The organism is Streptomyces sp. NBC_00887, assembly GCF_045207585.1.
Window position 1 is genome coordinate 8705365 of record NZ_CP108788.1, and the last position, 16155, is coordinate 8721519.

General features: G+C 67.8%; 11 protein-coding genes and 1 pseudogene. 10 read left to right on the forward strand and 2 right to left on the reverse strand.

Features of this window, described 5'->3' with window-relative positions:
• Positions 1 to 619: 619 nt before the first annotated feature.
• The 6 genes from OG844_RS39765 (at position 620) to OG844_RS39790 (ending at position 8029) form a co-directional block, all read left to right on the forward strand.
• Positions 620 to 1618 (forward strand): ABC transporter substrate-binding protein, encoded by a 999-nt coding sequence (locus tag OG844_RS39765; RefSeq protein ID WP_406388571.1) that lies wholly within the window; start codon positions 620 to 622, stop codon positions 1616 to 1618.
• 75 nt (positions 1619 to 1693) lie between these two features.
• Complete coding sequence (locus OG844_RS39770) at positions 1694 to 3253, forward strand: sugar ABC transporter ATP-binding protein (RefSeq protein WP_406388570.1); 1560 nt, start codon at positions 1694 to 1696, stop codon at positions 3251 to 3253.
• A complete protein-coding gene (locus tag OG844_RS39775) occupies positions 3250 to 4353 on the forward strand; it encodes an ABC transporter permease (RefSeq protein WP_406388568.1) in 1104 nt (367 codons plus the stop codon). Before OG844_RS39770 ends, OG844_RS39775 begins: the two co-directional genes overlap by 4 nt.
• The gene (yjfF, locus tag OG844_RS39780) at positions 4350 to 5375 is read left to right on the forward strand and encodes a galactofuranose ABC transporter, permease protein YjfF (RefSeq protein ID WP_406388567.1); all 1026 of its coding nucleotides are present in this window, start codon (positions 4350 to 4352) and stop codon (positions 5373 to 5375) included. The genes OG844_RS39775 and yjfF overlap by 4 nt, the downstream gene beginning before the upstream one ends.
• 117 nt (positions 5376 to 5492) lie before the next feature.
• Positions 5493 to 6611, forward strand: coding sequence for an aldose epimerase family protein (locus tag OG844_RS39785; RefSeq protein ID WP_406388566.1), 1119 nt, complete (start codon positions 5493 to 5495; stop codon positions 6609 to 6611).
• A gap of 410 nt (positions 6612 to 7021) precedes the next feature.
• Positions 7022 to 8029 carry a zinc-binding dehydrogenase gene (locus tag OG844_RS39790; protein ID WP_406388565.1) on the forward strand — a complete coding sequence of 336 codons (1008 nt, stop codon included), beginning with the start codon at positions 7022 to 7024 and terminating at the stop codon, positions 8027 to 8029.
• A gap of 75 nt (positions 8030 to 8104) precedes the next feature.
• Here the strand turns inward: OG844_RS39790 and OG844_RS39795 are convergent, their stop codons facing one another.
• The gene (locus OG844_RS39795; RefSeq protein WP_406388563.1) at positions 8105 to 9127 is read right to left on the reverse strand and encodes a LacI family DNA-binding transcriptional regulator; all 1023 of its coding nucleotides are present in this window, start codon (positions 9125 to 9127) and stop codon (positions 8105 to 8107) included.
• Between the two features lie 356 nt (positions 9128 to 9483).
• Between OG844_RS39795 and araD the strand changes: the two genes are divergently transcribed.
• Complete coding sequence (gene araD, locus OG844_RS39800) at positions 9484 to 10221, forward strand: L-ribulose-5-phosphate 4-epimerase AraD (RefSeq protein ID WP_406388561.1); 738 nt, start codon at positions 9484 to 9486, stop codon at positions 10219 to 10221.
• A 524-nt stretch (positions 10222 to 10745) separates the two neighbouring features.
• Here the strand turns inward: araD and OG844_RS39805 are convergent.
• On the reverse strand, positions 10746 to 11717 hold the full coding sequence (locus OG844_RS39805) for an ABC transporter substrate-binding protein (protein WP_406388559.1): 972 nt from the start codon (positions 11715 to 11717) through the stop codon (positions 10746 to 10748).
• Positions 11718 to 12596: 879 nt separating this feature from the next.
• Between OG844_RS39805 and OG844_RS39810 the strand changes: the two are divergent.
• The 3 genes and pseudogenes from OG844_RS39810 (at position 12597) to OG844_RS39820 (ending at position 16073) form a co-directional block, all read left to right on the forward strand.
• Positions 12597 to 13999: pseudogene (locus OG844_RS39810) on the forward strand (family 43 glycosylhydrolase).
• Between the two features lie 184 nt (positions 14000 to 14183).
• Complete coding sequence (locus OG844_RS39815) at positions 14184 to 15578, forward strand: family 43 glycosylhydrolase (RefSeq protein WP_406388558.1); 1395 nt, start codon at positions 14184 to 14186, stop codon at positions 15576 to 15578.
• A 345-nt stretch (positions 15579 to 15923) separates the two neighbouring features.
• Positions 15924 to 16073, forward strand: a complete 150-nt coding sequence (locus OG844_RS39820; protein WP_406388557.1) for an SCO1431 family membrane protein — start codon at positions 15924 to 15926, stop codon at positions 16071 to 16073.
• Positions 16074 to 16155 lie beyond the last annotated feature (82 nt).

Genomic DNA, 16155 nt, shown 5'->3' on the forward strand with positions numbered 1-16155 from the left:
ACTGCTCGGAGCTCTCGGAGCTCTCGGAGCTCTCGGAGCCCTCGGAACGCGGGGGTACGGGGGACGCGGGGGGATGGGGTGACGTCACCAGGGGTGCCTTTCGAGGAAGTTGTTCAACAGCAAGCGGCCGGCAGGAGGGCGGCGACTCGTGTGGGCCCAGGGAGCGGGCTTGCTCGACACTCGAAGTGTGAGCGCTAACAATCGTGAAATCAAGAGTCGCGCGCTGCCGGCGCCTCTCGCGCGGGAGGTGACCGTGCGTGCCGCCGGTCGAGACGTGGGGCAAATGTTGTCCGGTTATGGGTAAATGGTGCTGATCTGCTCGGCAGTTCCATGTCCTGTGTGCGTCACGGCGAGCCTTGTGGCGGTGCAGTTGCCGACGGAGAGGAGGTCGGTCGACCCGAGGCATGGAGCAAGATAACGGAAAAGTAACGCGCGTCAAGGGATTGAGATGTTGAGCTGTTAGCGCTCACAATGCTGCGGCACCCACCCTTCGAGGCGGGCCTGTCGGTACTCGTTCCTGCTGCCGGCTCCACTGCTCGAACAGGGCTCAACTCGCCTGCGGAGACCGCCTCGTGGTCGCGCCGACGTGAATTTCGTGTATCCCGAAAGGACACCCATCATGGCTCGCAGAGCTGCCTTTGCCGTCAGCATCGCCCTCATCGCGTCCTCGGCGCTGACCGCCTGCTCCACGGAGAACCCCGCATCCGGATCCGCGGGCGCCGGCGGGGGCGGCTCCGACGGCAAGATCGTGCTCGGCTTCGCCCAGGTCGGCGCCGAGAGCGGGTGGCGTACCGCCAACACCAAGTCCGTCCAGGAGGCGGCGAAGAAGGCCGGCATCACCCTCAAGTTCTCCGACGCGCAGCAGAAGCAGGAGAACCAGATCAAGGCGATCCGCACCTTCATCCAGCAGAAGGTCGACGTCATCGCCTTCTCGCCGGTGGTGGAGTCCGGCTGGGACACCGTCCTGAAGGAGGCCAAGGACGCCGGCATCCCGGTGATCCTCACCGACCGTGCGGTGGACAGCAAGGACTCCTCGCTCTACAAGTCCTTCCTGGGCTCGGACTTCGTCAAGGAGGGCAAGTCCGCCGGTGAGTGGCTGACGGCGGAGTACGAGGGCAAGGACGCGCCGGTCAACATCGTCGAACTCCAGGGCACCACCGGCTCGGCGCCGGCCAACGACCGCAAGGCCGGCTTCGCCGACGTCATCAAGGGCGACGACAAGTTCAAGATCACCGCCTCGCAGACCGGCGAGTTCACCCGCGCCAAGGGCAAGGAGGTCATGCAGGCCTTCCTGAAGTCCCAGAAGGACATCGACGTCCTCTACGCCCACAACGACGACATGGCACTCGGCGCGATCCAGGCGATCGAGGAAGCGGGCAAGAAGCCGGGCACCGACATCAAGATCATCTCGGTGGACGGGATCAAGGACGCCTTCGTCGCGATGGCCGCAGGCAAGATCAACGTCGTCGTCGAGTGCAACCCGTTGCTCGGTGACCAGCTGATGGAGCTGACCAAGAAGGTCGCAGCGGGGGAGGACGTGCCGGCCCGCGTGGAGACCGAGGAGGGAGTCTTCCCCCAGGCCGAGGCCGAGGCCGCACTGCCGACCCGTAAGTACTGACGCACGTCCGACCGGCACGGAGGAGGCCCCGACGCGGTGCGCCTCCTTCGGCCACACCTCATGAGAGGAGGGCGGATGGCAGCCCCAACCACCCCCCAGGCAGAGACGGCCGACCAGCGACGGCCGGTTCTGGAAGCCCACGGAATCCGCAAGCAATTCCCGGGTGTGCTCGCCCTGGACGGGGTAGCCCTGCGGCTCTACCCCGGAGAGGTTCACGCCCTGATGGGTGAGAACGGCGCGGGGAAGTCCACTCTGATCAAGGTTCTCACCGGCGTGCACCCGGCCGACGAAGGCACCATTCTCGTCGGCGGACGGCCGCAGGAGTTCGGCGACCCCCTCCAGGCCCAGCGTGCGGGCATCAGCACGGTCTACCAGGAAGTCAACCTCTGCTCGAACATCTCCGTCGCGGAGAACATCCTCATCGGCCGGGAACCCCGCAGGTTCGGTCTCATCCACTGGTCGGCGCTGCGGCAGCGGGCGAGGGAACTCCTGACGGAACTGGACCTCGACCTGGAAGTCACCAGTCCGCTGAGCACGCACTCCCTTGCCGTACAGCAACTGGTCGCCATCGTCCGGGCCGTGGACGTCTCGGCCAAGGTTCTCGTGCTGGACGAACCCACCTCCAGCCTCGACCGGGAGGAAGTCGCGCAGCTGTTCACGCTGGTACGCCGCCTGCGGGACCGCGGTGTGGCCATTCTGTTCGTCACCCACTTCCTCGATCAGGTCTTCGACATCTGCGACCGCGTCACGATCCTGCGCAACGGCCGCCTGGAGGGTGAGTACCCCATCGAGGAACTCACCCCTGTCTCCTTGGTGCAGCGCATGATCGGCGGGGCGTTGGCCACACTCGACCAGCTCTCGGACGAAGCCCACCGAGAAGCCTCCGAACGTGCCGGCGGCGAGCCGTTCCTCCGGGCGCGGCAGCTGACGCGCACCGGATTCATCGAACCGTACGACCTGGACATCCGTCCCGGAGAGGTCATCGGCCTGGCCGGGCTCCTCGGCTCCGGCCGAACGGAGGCCGCCCGCCTGCTGTTCGGCGCGGACAGCGCGGACGCCGGCGAGCTGAGTGTGGAAGGCGAGACGGTCTCGTTCCGCACCCCGCGCAACGCCATCGCCCACCGGATCGCGTTCTGCTCGGAGAACCGCAAGTCCGAGGGGCTCGTGGGTGAACTGACCGTCCGCGAGAACATCGTGCTCGCATTGCAGGCCGCCCGTGGCTGGACCAAGCCCCTGTCCCGGGCCAGGCAGGACGAGCTGGCGCGGCACTGGATCGACGCCCTGGACATCCGTCCCGCCGCCCCCGAGGCCCAGGTGCGCCATCTCAGCGGAGGCAACCAGCAGAAGGTCCTGCTGGCTCGCTGGCTGCTGACGGACCCCAGACTGCTGATCCTCGACGAACCCACCCGGGGCATCGACATCGGGGCCAAGGCCGAGATCCAGAAGCTCGTGGCCCGCCTCGCGGCCGATGGCACCGCCGTGCTGTTCATCTCCGCGGAGATCGAGGAGGTCCTGCGCCTCAGCCACCGCATCGCCGTGCTGCGGGACCACCGCATGGTCGCCACCCTCACGAACGACGACAGCGTCACACCCGAACGCATTCTGGCCACCATCGCCACCGGAGCGCATTCATGACCCCGCAGCCTGCCAAGGCCACAGCGGCCGACGGCCTCCGGAAGCGGCTGGCCGGCCACCGACTCCTGTGGCCCTCGCTCATCCTGCTCGCCCTGTTGCTCGGCAACCTCGCCTTCACGCACGACTTCCTCGCCGTGCGCGTACGCAACGACCACCTCTACGGCAGCCTCATCGACATCGTGCAGTTCGGCGCTCCCCTCATCCTGGTGTCGCTCGGCATGACGCTCGTCATCGCCACTCGTGGTATCGACCTCTCCGTCGGTTCCACCGTCGCCATCGCCGGCGCGCTCGCCTGCCAGCACATCGCAACCTCCGAACATCCCGGCAGTGTCGGCACCATGGCCACGGCAGTCGTCATCGCGCTGTGTGTGGCGTCGGTACTCGGCCTGGCGAACGGGCTGCTCGTCTCACGGCTCGGAGTACAGCCCATCGTGGCCACCCTCATCCTGATGGTGGCCGGCCGCGGCGTCGCCCAGCTGATCACCGACGGTCAGATCATCACGGTGACCAGCAGCCCCTACAAGATGATCGGCGGGGGCTACTGGCTCATGTTCCCCTTCGCCGTGCTCCTTGCGGCGGCCGTCGTCGCGCTCACCTCGGCCATCACGCGGCGCAGCGCACTGGGCCTGCTGATCGAGTCGGTGGGCGGCAACCCCACAGCGAGCCGCCTGGTCGGCATCCGCGCAGCCGGTGTCCTCACCGTGGTCTACGTCTTCAGCGCCCTGTGCGCCGCCATCGCCGGCTTGATGATCAGCTCCAACGTCTCCAGCGCAGACGGCAACAACGCCGGACTGTGGATCGAGCTCGACGCGATCCTCGCCGTCGTCGTGGGGGGCACGGCGCTCACCGGCGGGCGCTTCTCCATCGGCGGCACCGTCCTGGGTGCGTTGATCATCCAGACGCTCTCGACCACCGTGTACACCCTGGGCGTTCCGCCCGAGGTCACACTCGTCTTCAAGGCAGTCGTCGTCATCGTCGTCTGCCTCGTGCAGTCCCCGGTATTCCGGGCCAAGGCACTGCGCCGCCGCAGAAGAACGGCGCCCCCCGGATCACACACCACGGCGGGCGAGACCCCGCGGCAGCAGGAGGTACGTGCATGAGCACCGGCATCGCGGGGGCCGCCGCGACCCTCACCCGGCCCTTCCGTGCGACCGCCTCGGCGCGCAGTCGCGCCCGTATCCCCCTGATGGTCACCGCCGTCCTGCTGGTGGCGATGTTCGCCGTGGGCTCGGTGCGCTACGACGGGTTCTTCTCGGCACAGGTCCTGCTCAACCTCCTGATCGACAACGGCTTCCTCCTGGTCGTCGCCGTCGGCGTCACCTTCGTCATCCTCACCGGTGGCATCGACCTCTCCGTCGGTTCGGTCGTCGCCCTGTCGACGATGCTCACCGCCTGGCTGGTCGAACAGCACCAATGGCCGCTGGTCTCCGTCATCCCTCTGGTGCTGCTGGTGGGAGGGGCAGGGGGATCCCTGATGGGCTGGATCATCCACACCTTCGAGATCCAGCCGTTCATCGTCACCCTCGCCGGCATGTTCCTGGCCAGGGGCCTGTGCTACACCATCAGCACCGAGTCCATCTCGATCAGCGACCCCACCACGGTGCAGATCGCGCAGACGCGTCTCTACGCACCCGGGGGACTCTTCGTCTCCATATCCGTGGTCATCGCGCTGGCGGTGGTGGTGGCCGCCTTCGTGACCCTCCACCACTCCCGGTTCGGCCGCAACGTCCACGCTCTGGGCGGCAACGAGAACTCAGCCCGCCTGATGGGTCTGCCGGTCGGCACGACGAAGGTCGCGGTCTACGCGATCAGCGGTCTGTGCTCCGCACTCGGTGGCGTGCTGCTGACCTTCTACATGCTCTCCGGCTACGCCCTGCACGCCATGGGCCTGGAGCTCGACGCCATAGCCGCCACCGTCATCGGCGGCACCCTCCTGACGGGAGGTTCGGGGTTCGTCCTGGGCACGGCCATGGGCGTTCTCGTCCTGGGCATGATCCAGACGGTCATCAACTTCCAGGGCACGCTCAGCTCCTGGTGGACCCGCATCGTCATCGGGGCCCTGCTGCTCGTCTTCATCGTGCTGCAGCGCCTGATGAGTGGTCGTCGCCCCGCCGCCGACTGACGCCTCGCACGTCTCTCCTCCCACCGGTCGGCCCGCCCGTGCAGCCCGGGCAGCGGCCGCCCGCCCCCTGCCCGGTACCGCTACCGGGTACGCCACACGTCCAAGGGAACACAGACCATGGGACATCCACAGGAATCAGTGGGCGGACTGCCCCGGCCGAAGACGGGCGAGCCCTCCGGGCGGGTCCGTAGACCCTTCCCGTCGGCGGACGTCGGGACGGGCGACCGGTGGGTCTTCGGATTCCCCGGCCGGGCACGCGCGGAAGTCCACACACGCGGCGCCCGCCTGCACTCCCTTGTCGTACCCGACAGGTGGGGCCGCCTCGCGGATGTCGTCCTCTCCCCCCGGGAAGCAGGGGCGCTCCAGGGCGAGGCCCGCTACTTCGGTGCGACGGTGGGCCGCTACGCGAACCGCATCGCCCACGGCCGGCTCACCGTCGACGGGGTCACCCATCGCCTCGACACGCAGGACACCGGTCACAGCCTGCACGGCGGCCCCGACGGGTTCGATCAGCGGTCCTGGCGCTGCGAACCCTTTCACTCCGCCAACCGCACCGGCGTCAGGCTCTTCCTGCACAGCCCGGACGGGGACCAGGGGTTCCCGGGCGCCGTGAGCATCCGCGTGAGCTACACGCTGGACCGGGAGGACAACCTGACCCTGTCCTACCGGGCAGAGGCCGAAGCCCCGACCGTCGTCAACCTCTCCAACCACGCCTTCTGGAACCTCGAGGGAGAGGACCGCGGCAACATCCTGGCGCACCATCTCCAGATCGACGCACCGCTGTTCACCCCGGTCGATGCCGAACTCATCCCCGAAGGTCCTCATCGGCCGGTCAGCGACACACCGTTCGACCTGCGCCGTCCCCGGCGGCTGTCCGACGTCCTCACCCACACCGACGCCCAGCTCATCACCGCAGGAGGCGGGTTCGACCACAACTGGGTCCTCTACCCGGCGCGGCGCTCCCAGTTGCGCAGGGCGGCCGTTCTCCACGCTCCGGTGTCCGGACGGCGCCTCGAAGTCCGCACCACAGAGCCAGGCATGCAGGTGTACACCGGAAACGGCTTCTCCGGAGACGTCATCGGAAAGGGCGGCAGGCCGTACCGCGCCTATGCGGGGATAGCCCTGGAAACCCAGCACTTCCCGGATTCGCCCAATCGGGCAAGTGATCCGACCACCCTGCTGCGGCCCGGTGAGGTGTACCGGTCCACCACGGTACTGAGCTTCACGACGGACTGACCGGAGAACCCGCTGGTACCCGGCCCCGGATGAGGGTCGGGTCGTCGGCACGTCCTCCGGGAGAGCGGTCGAGGACGATCGCCCCGACGGCACCCCTCCCGGATTTCGGCAGCGGTGCGCTCCGGCCGTCCGCATCTGCGAGGTTGTCCGGTCGTGCGGGCGGCCATCCGTCCGAAGTCTGTCCGAGCCGTCAGGCTCGGCTTCGAAGGGCCCCTCGATGGCGTACGCACGCCCATTGACTTCGTTTCGACGCCGCCTCTAACGTACCGCCAACATCTCGAACGTCATTCGATATACCGAACAGATCGGGCCATGGTGATGATCGTCGCAAGACAAGGACTCCGGCACGGCAGCCGACCGCGCCGACCAGAAGAGGCTCTGCGGCACCACCAGCCCATGGACGGTGAATGATGAGTGCCGCGATCCTGGTCACCGGGCCGGGAGCGCACCAGGTGATATCGCAACCAGTCGTGTCGCCCGGCCCGGCCGAAGCGCTGGTCCGCGTACACAGCAACGGGCTCTGTCGAAGCGACACGGACATACTCCGCGGTGCGAGACCCGACGGCTATGTGCGGTATCCGCTCACGCCCGGCCATGAGTGGTCCGGAACCGTGGAGCGCGTGGGCAGCGGGGTGCCGGAAGGGCTCCTGGGCCGGAAGGTTGTCGGCGAGAGTGCCCGGGGATGCCAGATCTGCGAGCGGTGTCACCTGGGTGAGAGCACGCTGTGCGAGTCGGGGTACGAGGAGACGGGGTTCACCCAGCCCGGCGGCATGGCCGAAACGCTCGTGATTCCCGCACGGCACCTGCATGTGCTTCCGGACGACGCGGATCTTGCCGCGGCCGCCCTGCTCGAGCCGGCTGCCTGCGCGGTGGCCGCCGTGCTCAAGGCGCGGCCCCTCCCCCTGGAGAGCATCGCCGTGCTCGGCGACGGGGTGTTCGGGCTCCTCGTCGTCCAATTCCTGGTGGCGACCGGTGCGAAGCGGGTGACCGTGGTGGGTTCGGGTGCGGGCCGCGAGGACCTGGCCCTGGCTCTCGGCGCGCATGCCTACATCGCTCTCGGTGAGTCTCTGCCCCGGGAGTTCGACGTCGCCGTACACACCGTCGACGCGCACACCACCTCGCAGCAGGCGGTCGGAACACTCCGGAAGGGTGGTCGCCTGATCGGTACGAGTACGGGTCTGGGCCCGGACCTCCTCGATCCCGCCGAACTCATGAAGCGGCAACTGAATGTGCAGTGTGTCCTCGGAGCGACATCGGCGGCGTGGGTCCGCGCCGTGCGGGCCTTCACCTCGGGACGGCTCTCCACCCGCCCTCTGATCACGCACACCTTCGGCCTGGACGCCTATCAGCAAGCCATACAGCTCTCCGAATCGGTCGACCCCGGTGTCGGCAAGGTACTGCTCAGGCCCGGGGCGTGACGTACCGCGAACGCCTCTCGCTGCCGAGGAGTCCGACCGCGCTGTCGGAGCACGGGGATCGGCGGCAGGGGGTCGTCATTCCGCGTGCGGAATGTTCCGGCGCGCGGTGCTCGCACGCACGATGAGCTCCGGCGCGACGGTGAGGTGGGTCGACTCGCTGGTCCGGCCCTCGATGTGGTCCAGGAGCAGTGCGATGCTGCTTCGGCCCAGTGAGGTGAAGTCCTGACGGATCGTCGTGAGCGGGGGCGGGAAGAACTCCGCCTCGGGGATGTCGTCGAAGCCGGCGACCGCGACGTCCGTGGGTGTCTGCACGCCGGCTTCCCGAAATGCGCGCAGTACCCCGAGTGCCATCTGGTCGTTCGCGACGAACACGGCGGTCAGACCGTCCCCGCGTCCGGGTGAGGCCAGGACGTGGCCGGCGAGCTGCTGGCCTGCCCGGTACCCCGACATGGGACTCCAGTCGCCCCGGAGTGGCGGCGGTACCGTGGCGCCGGCGTCGCGCAGGGCGCTCTCCCATCCCGCGGTCCGCGCTTCGCTCTCCAGCCAGTCCTGAGGGCCTGCGACGTGCCACACGGTGGAGTGCCCGGTGGCGAGGAGATGCTCAGTGATCATCCGGGCGCCCAGGTGCTGGTCCAGGGACACCCCGGGCAGATCGAGGGTGTGGCCGCCTTCCACGGTGACGACAGGGCATGGGGTGTCGAGCGCCGCCAAGGCCTTCACGGCGTCACGCTGGGGGGTGATGGCGATGACACCCTCCACTCCCCAGGTCGTGAGGTGCTGCATGGCCTCCGTGAGCGCGGCCTGATTGGCCATGCGCAGGGTCACGGCCGAAGCGAGGTAACCGCGCTCCCGAGCCGCCTCCTGGACGCCCGACAGGGTGCTTGCGGGCCCGTGCAGGGTGGTGTTCACCGCGATGACACCGAGAGTGTGAGTGCGCCGGGTTGCCAGGGCGCGAGCCGCCGAGTTGCGGCGGTAACCCAGCTGCTCGATCACCTGTGTCACCGCGGCGCGGGTCTTGGCGCTCACGTTCGGATGACCACTGAGGACGCGGGAAACCGTCTGATGGGACACGTCCGCCGCGCGAGCGACGTCTGCCATCGTGGGGGCTCTCGCCACATCTGGGAGCTGGGTCAATCCTCTTCCTTCCTCGAGCGAGCGGCATGTCCAAGGTACCGCCCGGGGCCACGCCGGGGCGTGGGTGCCGACTTGCGTGATGACCCGTCCTTCTTGTGCGCGCGCACATTCTGCCCCATGCCTGGTACGGGGCGACAGGGAAGTTGGTGCACCAGAGGTCTTGAGTGTTGTGATGTTAGCGCTCACAATCTGATTGGCATAGAGCCGCTGCCCTCGCGGCCGACGCGCACCCATGCCCGACACACTCGACGTGCCGCAGCCTCCGCCGGCTCCGCTTCCGGAGAACTGCTGCCGACCCCAGAAGGCCCGGTGAACACGTAGTGAGCGAGACCACCATCAAGAAGCTCCGCCGCGAGGTACTGGCGGCCAACCTGCGGATCCCGGAGGCCGGGCTTGCGACGCTCACCTGGGGGAATGTGAGTGGAGTGGACCGTGACGCGGGTGTGTTCGTCATCAAGCCGTCCGGCGTCTCCTACACCGATCTCACCGAGGAAGATCTCGTGGTGGTGGCGCTGGAGGACGGCAGTGTCGTGGAAGGGAGCCTCAAGCCGTCCACCGACACCGAGACCCACCGCTGCCTCTACCGGGCCTTTCCCTCGGTGGGGGGAGTCACTCACACGCATTCGACCCACGCGGTCGCCTTCGCGCAGGCCCGGCGCCCCGTACCCGTCCTGGGTACGACACATGCGGACACGTTCAACGGGGCCATCCCCGTGACAGCGGATCTCACCGCCGAACAGTGCATGAAGGACTACGAGTACAACACCGGCCAGGTGATCGTCGCCCTGCTCGAAGGCGACCCCCGACGTGCCGAGGACGTCCCCGGGGCACTCGTTTCGCGTCACGGTCCCTTCACGTGGGGGGCCACCGCCACGGCTTCGCTCGAGAACGCCATCATCTGTGAGGCCGTAGCCGAGATGGCCCTGCACACGCTGGCGCTCCAGCCGGCACTCGAGGCCGTGTCGGCCCCACCGCAGCATCTCCTGGACAGGCACTTCACGCGGAAGCACGGACCGGACGCCTATTACGGCAACTCCGCTCATACGCCTGCCCGTTGACTGCGGCGTGCCGGGCAACAGCAGGTGTGTGCGGCTCGGGGGGCGCTCCTACGGCGTCGCCCACGGAGCTCGCCAGGGAAGGGTTCCGTCCGAGCGGGCCGCCGGGCGTGCCCGGCTGCGACGTCATGACTTCGGGTGGACGCGGACACGGAGGCGGCGGTAGGTGCCCGCTCTGCCGCCCGGACGCAGGCCTTCGAGACCGGTCGGCCTTCGGCGGCCCCACGAGGGGCCCATGCCCGAGCCCGCTTCGTCCGCCGACACGTACGGGGCGACGGGAGTGACCCGGTGCGCCGGGGCCGGGCCTCGGCCGGCCCTTCGGGTGCGGTCTGCGTCCTCTCGCCCGCAGTGCGGCATCACCCTCCGGGACTGCGGCGGTGGAGCCGGATGACCGGCTGGGACGACTCCATGATCACGCAGGGGACTTTCTTTCGGGGGAGCGTTCCCGGGAGTGATCCGTCAGCAGCACCTGCTGGTGTGACAATGGAGTACCGATCGCCGACGGCGACGCGGTGGTCGGCGGCCCGTCAGTACTCGCGGCTCGGCAGAGCCACCTCGGCCTCCTCCTGGGTGTAGACGTCCTCAACCGTCTCGACGCGCCGGGGAACCCTGCTCCCGGCTGCTACCTGCCGGACCAGGCGCATCAGTTGGTCGCCGAGCAGCGGATTGCACTCCACGATGACATTGATCTTCTTGGCCTTCATGGCCATGAAGGCATCCTTCGTGCCGTCGACCGAGATGATCTTGATGTCGGTCCCCGGTTCCATTCCGGCTTCCTCGATGGCCTCGATCGCACCCAGAGCCATGTCGTCATTGTGGGAGTACAGGACATCGGGGTTCCTGTGCGAATTCAGAATGGCCTGCATGACCTCCTTGCCCTTGGCGCGGGTGAAGTCACCCGACTGCGAAGCCACGATCCTGAACTTGGCGTCCAGCTTGATGGCCTCGGCGAAACCCGCTTCGCGGTCGTTCGCGGGAGCGGATCCGGTGGTGCCCTGGAGTTCGACGATGTCGACCGGGCCACTACGGTCCTCGTACTCCTTGACGAGCCAGACTCCCGCCTCCTCGCCCTCCTCGACGAAGTCCGAGCCGAGAAAGGACGTGTAGAGAGGGACATCCTCGGAGTCGACCGCACGGTCCGTGAGAATGACCGGAATCTTGGCGTCCTTCGCCTCGTTCAGTACCGCACCCCAGCCTGACTCCACGACCGGGGAGAAGGCGATGACGTCGACCTTCTGCTGGATGAATCCGCGGATCGCCTCGATCTGGTTCTCCTGCTTCTGCTGCGCATCGGAGAACTTGAGGGTGATGCCGGCCTTCTTCGCCGCCTCCTGAACGGACTTGGTGTTCGCCGTGCGCCAGCCGCTTTCCGAGCCGACCTGGGCGAATCCGAGCACCAGTTCGCCGTCCGAGTCCTCCCCGGACGACTGCTCGGTGGAGCAGGCGGTGAGCATCGAGCCTGCCAGAACGGCGGCGGCGAGAAGAGCTCTGCGCTTCATGGTCGTTGGGTCCTCTCGCATCTGCGGGTGGGCCCCGGAGCACGGTGAAGGCAGTGCACCGGGGTGGATGGGTCCCTGAGGGTGCGCCGTGGGAGGGCTCCGTGGCCGCCAGGGAGGCGAGGCGGGAGGTGGCCAGAGGCTGAGCGCGCATCATTGTTAGCGTTCACACATCGAGACTTCAAGGCCTCGGTGACGCGTTATCCATTCTTGACCCGTCGGGCCTTGAGGGGCTCATCATGCTTCCAGGCGGCCGGTATCCAGGGTGGAGGCGTAAGGCGTCGGAGGGCGGTGGGATGCCGGGCTCCGTGAGCGGAGACCGGGACCACGCTGGTTGATTCATCCCTAGATGCGATGAGTTGATACGCGGTGGACGCGACGGGCGGCCCTGAGGTCATCCGCCTCGGGGGTCGGCGTGACGCTGGAGCTCCACCAGGCCCGCAGAGCCGGTCGGGCGTAGGGGTGGAGTCGAACTTTGACAGAGCTCTTGACGCCCGGGCTGTTAGCGTTAACAATCTCGCAACCGATGGACCTCCTGGGTCGAACGGCAGGCGCTGCTCGTTGTCTCAGCCCACGGCACGGCAGGGCCCATGTCGTACGCCACCGCATGATCGCCCGCGGCCCCGGCCGGCGGGCGTGGGTCGGCCTTCGTCCACGCATGCCCAGCTGGTGCGCGAGGACGAAGGGGCGTCGGGGTGCAGCGACATGCGTAGGCCTGAAAGTTCATCCAGCTCAGCCCAGCCCGTCCCAGCCCGGCCCATCTCGGCTCAGCCCGGCCCAACGCACGTTTACCAGTGATGGCCGTCGGCCTCACTGTCGCCACATGAGGAGGACAGAGTGGGGTTCCGTAAGCTCTTCAGCGCTCTCGCGGTCGGGGTTGTCATGGTGGCAACCCTGCTGCTGCCCTCTCCCGCCCAGGCCGCCGCGCCGGACTCGCCGGCCGTCCCGTATTCCAACCCTTGGTGAATCAGCGGGCCGACCCGCATATCTTCAAACACACGGACGGGTTCTACTACTTCACCGCAACCGTCCCCGAGTACGACCGCATCGTCCTGCGCCGGGCCACAACCATCCAGGCACTCTCCACCGCCTCCGAAACGGTGATCTGGACGAAGCACGCGACCGGAGAGATGGGCGCACACATCTGGGCGCCGGAAATCCACTTCATCGACGGCAAGTGGTATGTCTACTTCGCTGCAGGACGCGCCGACGACGTGTGGAAGATCAGGATGCACGTCCTCGAGAGCTCTGCCGCGAACCCGCTGACCGGTGGATGGACCGAAAAGGGTCAGATCAAAACGCCGATGGACAGCTTCGCGCTGGATGCGACCACCTTCGTGGTGAACGGTTCCCGGTACCTCAGCTGGGCGCAGCAGGACCCGGGCATCAACAGCAACTCCAACCTCTACATCGCCAAGATGGTCAACCCGTGGACCATCAGCGGCACGCCTGTACGGCTGAGCGTGCCCACGTACGGCTGGGAGACCGCCGGCTATCGAGTCAACGAGGGTCCGGCGTTGATCCAGCACGGCGGCAAGGTCTTCATGACGTACTCCGCGTCTGCGACCGACAGCAACTACTGCCTCGGCATGCTCACCGCCTCGGCCACCGGAAATCTGCTCGATCCCGCGGCTTGGTCGAAGAGCGCCACTCCCGTCTTCGCCACCAACGCGGCCACCGGCCAGTACGGCCCGGGTCACAACTCCTTCACGACCTCGGAGGACAACAGGAGCGACGTACTCGTCTATCACGACCGCAACTACAAAGACATCGCCGGCGATCCGCTCAACGACCCCAACCGCAGGACGCGTGTCCAGAAGGTCTACTGGAACGCCGACGGCACACCCAATTTCGGGATTCCGGTCGCCGATGGTGTCACCCCCAAGCGTCTGTCCTCCTTCAATTTCCCGAACCATTACATCCGGCACTGGGAATTCCGCGGAAAGCTCGAGGCGAACGTCAGCAATCTCGCTGACTCGCAATTCCGCACCGTGAGTGGGCTCACCGGCAGCGGAACGGTCTCGCTGGAGTCCGCCAACTTCCCGGGCTACTACCTGCGCGCCAGGAACGGCGAGGTCTGGGTGGAGAAGAACGACGGCACCACGACCTTCGCCGACGGAGCGACCTTCTACCAGCGGCCCGGCCTCGCGGATGCGGCCGGTGGTGTCTCCTACGAGGCCTACCGGCTTCCGGGACAGTACGTCCGGCACTTCGGCTTCCTGCTGTACGTACAGAGCGTCGGTACGACGACCGCCAACCAGGACGCCACGTTCCGCCAGCAGTGACCACGCTTCCGTCGCAGGGCTTGCCGAGAGGGCTCCTCCTGCCCGAGCGATCTCGGCTGCGCAGCGCAGTCCGTCGTCCGCAACCTTCACACTCCCCCGAGGAGAAGATGTGCTGTTCGTCCATGAAGGAAGAGCCGTGGGGCGAGGAATTCTCCTCCTTCTCGCGTTCATCACCGCAATTGGCATGAGCCTGCCTAGCGCGAGCCCTGCTCAGGCGGCACCCGGCCCATCCTTCACCAACCCTGTGGTAAATGTTCCGAACAGCGCGGACCCGACGCTGGTCTTCCACGGCGGCTTCTACTACTACGTCGCCACGACATGGTCCTCCGACGTCGTCATGCGCCGGTCGACGACCGTCGCAGGTCTGCGCAACGCCCCGGAACAGGTGGTCTTCCGCACGGCCGGAACGGCGATGTGGGCACCCCACCTGGAGATGATCGGCGACCGCTGGTACCTGTACTACTCGGTCGAGCAGTCCGGTGGCCCCCGTCGGACGCACGCACTGGAGAGCGCCGGGACCGATCCGCTCGGGCCGTACACGGACCGAGGCATCATCCATCTGATGCCGGACAACGGGTGGGCGATCGATGCGAGCCCGCTGAGGCTCAACGGCGCTCTCTACATGACCTACTCCGCGTTCTCCCCGCAGGACGGTCTGCAGTCGCTCTACATCGCACCCCTGTCGAACCCTTGGACGGCCGGCGCCCACGGCACGCGGATATCGGCTCCGACCCTCGCGTGGGAACGGCAGGACGGAGCCGTCAACGAGGGGTCGTTCGCCCTGCAACGCAACGGCCGCACCTTCCTGACGTACTCGGCCAGCCACTGCAACGGCCCCCACTACAAGCTGGGCATGCTGGAGTACAGCGGTGGCGACCCGCTCGCCACCGCGTCCTGGGCCAAGTCGCCCCAGCCGATCTTCCAGCGCAACGACGCGGCCGGGGTGTTCGGGCCCGGGCACCATTCGTTCTTCACGTCCCCCGACGGCAGCGAGACCTGGATCGCCTACCACGCGAACTCCTCGGCGAGCCAGGGCTGCGGCACCACACGCACGACGCGGGTGCAGAAGATCTCCTGGAACGCCGATGGCACTCCGAACCTGGGCACCCCGGTCTCGACGTCGACCGTCCTCCAGGGCCCGTCGGGCGAGGCCGGCGCCGCCCCCGCACCGGTGGCCCTCCGCAACCGGCACAGCGGCCTGTGCCTGGACGACTACGACTGGGCCACCACGCCAGGAGCGGAGGTGCGCCAGTGGACATGCAACGGCGCCGCGGTCCAGAACTGGACCCTGACACCCACGGAGAACGGGTACTACCGGATCCGCAACGGGCACAGCGGGCTCTGCCTGGACAACAAGGACTTCGCGACCGCGCCCGGATCCGTCGTTCAGCAGTGGACGTGCAATGGCGCGACAGTGCAGCAATGGCGGCCGGTTCCGGTGGGGGAAGGGTATTCCACCCTCGTCAACCGGCACAGCGGGCTGTGCCTCGACAACTACAACTGGGGTACCGCGCCGGGCGCCGAGGTCCGTCAATGGACCTGCAACAACAACAATGCCCAGCGATGGAGCATCACCTGATGCCCGTGCCCGCTCGCAGGGCACCTCGGCCATGAGGAGGAGGGCGGAAACGCCCGCTGCCCGAGACGAGGAATGCCCCGCCGGCCGGTGCGTCCGCGTCGGACCGGAGCGGGCCCGGAGTCGGTTCGGGTGCCGTGTGGTGTCCCGCACAGCCGGCACGCTCCCTCCGCTCCGGTCCCGTCCCGGATCCCTTACGGCAGAGGGGATCCGGGACAGCGGCCGGCCGCACGCCCGGTCCGCGGGCCGCGGCGGGAGTGATCCGGGTCTCTACCCGTGAGCCGGCCACGCTGGCACTGTGGTCGGGTCACGGGGGACGACCACTGCCGAACGACCGAGCGAGATGCCATGACCGCGACCGCAGCCGAGAACACGACCCGCGCCCGCCGCGCCCGCACGGGCGGCCCCCAGGACGGGCCGAAGGTGCTGGAGCACATCCTGGGCTGGACGCTCGTGGTCGTGCTCGCGATGTTCGTCACCCAGGCCGGACTCATGTGACGCCGGACGATCGCGGCGCGGGGGCACGTGCGAGAGGGGCGAGGCGCCCGCCCGGCCCCCCGCCCCTCGCCCGCCCTGTCGT

Coding starts and splice junctions, on each gene's coding strand:
- OG844_RS39765 (WP_406388571.1), top strand. CDS start 620: ATGGCTCGCAGAGCTGCCTTTGCCGTCAGCATCGCCCTCATCGCGTCC.
- OG844_RS39770 (WP_406388570.1), top strand. CDS start 1,694: ATGGCAGCCCCAACCACCCCCCAGGCAGAGACGGCCGACCAGCGACGG.
- OG844_RS39775 (WP_406388568.1), top strand. CDS start 3,250: ATGACCCCGCAGCCTGCCAAGGCCACAGCGGCCGACGGCCTCCGGAAG.
- yjfF (WP_406388567.1), top strand. CDS start 4,350: ATGAGCACCGGCATCGCGGGGGCCGCCGCGACCCTCACCCGGCCCTTC.
- OG844_RS39785 (WP_406388566.1), top strand. CDS start 5,493: ATGGGACATCCACAGGAATCAGTGGGCGGACTGCCCCGGCCGAAGACG.
- OG844_RS39790 (WP_406388565.1), top strand. CDS start 7,022: ATGAGTGCCGCGATCCTGGTCACCGGGCCGGGAGCGCACCAGGTGATA.
- OG844_RS39795 (WP_406388563.1), bottom strand. CDS start 9,127: ATGGCAGACGTCGCTCGCGCGGCGGACGTGTCCCATCAGACGGTTTCC.
- OG844_RS39805 (WP_406388559.1), bottom strand. CDS start 11,717: ATGAAGCGCAGAGCTCTTCTCGCCGCCGCCGTTCTGGCAGGCTCGATG.
- OG844_RS39815 (WP_406388558.1), top strand. CDS start 14,184: ATGAGCCTGCCTAGCGCGAGCCCTGCTCAGGCGGCACCCGGCCCATCC.
- OG844_RS39820 (WP_406388557.1), top strand. CDS start 15,924: ATGACCGCGACCGCAGCCGAGAACACGACCCGCGCCCGCCGCGCCCGC.